The sequence below is a fragment of the Vibrio sp. 03_296 genome, assembly GCF_002265885.1.
Genome location: NZ_NPKW01000404.1, coordinates 1 through 955, shown reverse-complemented (window position 1 = coordinate 955; position 955 = coordinate 1). Strand labels below are relative to the sequence as shown.

The 955-nt window shown below is 45.2% G+C and carries 2 pseudogenes; both read left to right on the top strand.

Annotated elements, in window-relative coordinates:
- Nucleotides 1–193: 193 nt before the first annotated feature.
- Nucleotides 194–484: pseudogene (locus CIK04_RS24975) on the top strand (co-chaperone GroES).
- A 122-nt stretch (nt 485–606) separates the two neighbouring features.
- Nucleotides 607–912 (top strand): annotated as a pseudogene (locus tag CIK04_RS24970) (TCP-1/cpn60 chaperonin family protein); the annotation flags it as partial.
- Between the last annotated feature and the right edge of the window lie 43 nt (nt 913–955).

Here is a 955-nt window from a genome sequence, read left to right as displayed (position 1 = left end):
TGCGAGGGGCGAGTGAGCTGTTTTTAGGCAATCCTTTGCCAAAGCCTCGGAACTTTTAACTTAGTCACAAAAAAACTCCTCACGCCCCCTTGGGATCGTCATGATCACCCCCTATATAGTTAGCACTAGGCCTAGAAGCCCTGCTTCAGGGTAATTATCAAATAAACATGGAATTTTTCAGGAGAGACGACCGATGAACATTCGTCCATTACATGATCGAGTTATCGTAGAGCGCCAAGAAGTTGAATCTAAATCTGCTGGTGGCATCGTTTTAACTGGTTCTGCTGCGGAAAATCAACTCGCGGTGTTGTTCTAGCTGTAGGTAAAGGCCGCATTCTAGAAACGGCACTGTTCAGCCGCTGGACGTTAAAGTTGGTGATACTGTTATCTTTGCAGAGAGCTACGGCACTAARRACTGAAAAGATCGACGGTAAAGAAGTTACTTATCATGTCTGAAAACGACATTATGGCTATTGTCGACTAATAGCAATCGTTGAGTAATTTTTTGCTCTGATTCAAAACGAAATCCAAAACAGAATTTAGAAAGGAAATCAAAGATGGCTGCTAAAGATCGTTTAAATTTGGTTAAATGCGCTTCGCGTAAAAATGCTAGAAGGTGTCAACATTCTGGCTGACGCAGTAAAAGTAACACTGGGCCCTAAAGGCCGTAACGTGGTACTCGACAAATCTTTCGGTGCACCAACGATTACAAAAGATGGTGTATCGGTCGCGCGTGAAATTGAACTTGAAGACAAGTTCCAAAACATGGGCGCACAAATGGTGAAGCAAGTGGCTTCACAAGCAAACGACGTAGCGGGTGACGGTACGACAACCGCGACGGTACTTGCGCAAGCTATCGTAAATGAAGGTCTTAAAGCCGTTGCTGCGGGTAATGAACCCATGGATCTTAAGGCGTGGTAATCGACAAAGCCCGTAGCGGCGGCGGTTGAAGAGC